Origin of the sequence: Psychrobacter sp. FME5 (assembly GCF_014861375.1) — a bacterium.
Classification (GTDB): Bacteria; Pseudomonadota; Gammaproteobacteria; order Pseudomonadales; family Moraxellaceae; genus Psychrobacter.
The window spans coordinates 1-909 of the sequence record NZ_RRYX01000242.1 but is presented as its reverse complement, the minus strand read 5'-3'; the positions used below and the strand labels follow the sequence as shown (position 1 = coordinate 909).

General features: G+C 39.8%; 1 protein-coding gene. It reads left to right on the top strand.

The genetic code is table 11. From position 1 onward, the window contains the following. Positions 1-74 precede the first annotated feature (74 nt). Positions 75-533: a hypothetical protein gene (locus EI161_RS14490; RefSeq protein WP_192529980.1), complete on the top strand. Its 459-nt coding sequence runs from the start codon at positions 75-77 to the stop codon at positions 531-533. Positions 534-909 lie beyond the last annotated feature (376 nt).

The window sequence follows — 909 nt, the reverse complement described above, 5'->3', positions numbered from 1 at the left end:
ACTTTGATGCTAGCGCATCTAGGTCTTTTTTTCACCTCGCATTTGATATTGCACTTCATGTGTTAATCTAAGGTATGAACGATCAAGAAATCAAGCAAGCTGCTATTGAGTTTAAAAAGGCGCTTATCAACTGGAAATCGAGAGAGGGCATTATAGAGGCTTTCTCTACATATCGTGATCAATGGACAGACGAAGATGTGAGTAAAGCTGTAAGCAAAGAAACACGAATTGTTAAGCCAGTATTAGAAGCATTCGAGCCCATATACCGCCTAGCTATACAGGGTAGAATGGAGAAGCCTTTCGCATTGCAAAGTTATATGATGAGCTATACTGGTCGAGTGTTAGGCGATGAGTTGTCATGGCCTGAAGTTCGTGAACCGTACGATAGGATGATTGATAGCTTGACTGGAGGCTTAGAGTATAAAGAGTTCATGAATACCAGTTATTATAAAGATAGAAAGCTACCAGAATATTACGACCAAGCGGTTAAAGAAATCGTAGCAGAGGGTTGGAGTCATAATTCGCCACTATAGTTACTAAGAATACTTTTGAGAACATCCCGAATTCTGTGTATTTGCTCTTGCCGAGGGACGAGGCGTGAACCCAATCATTAAATATAGGTTGCCCATGCCTTGCACATTTCACGAGCATTGAAGAACTCAGGTGTAGAGGTCATGCTTCTCATCTTTTTAATTTTTTTATCGTCTAAATACTAATATCATATAGCTAGTACAACAGAGGTCTTCTTAACGGACGGCAACAATTAAGAACTACTAGTTTCTAAAGTCATAAGTCGTCGATCAAATTGACGGAACGAACAACCTCGCCATTGCTAGAAATGCCGATACATATTTGGTGGTGTTCTAAAAAGTATGCTGGCATCAGACATAGCCATAATTGACATAGAAG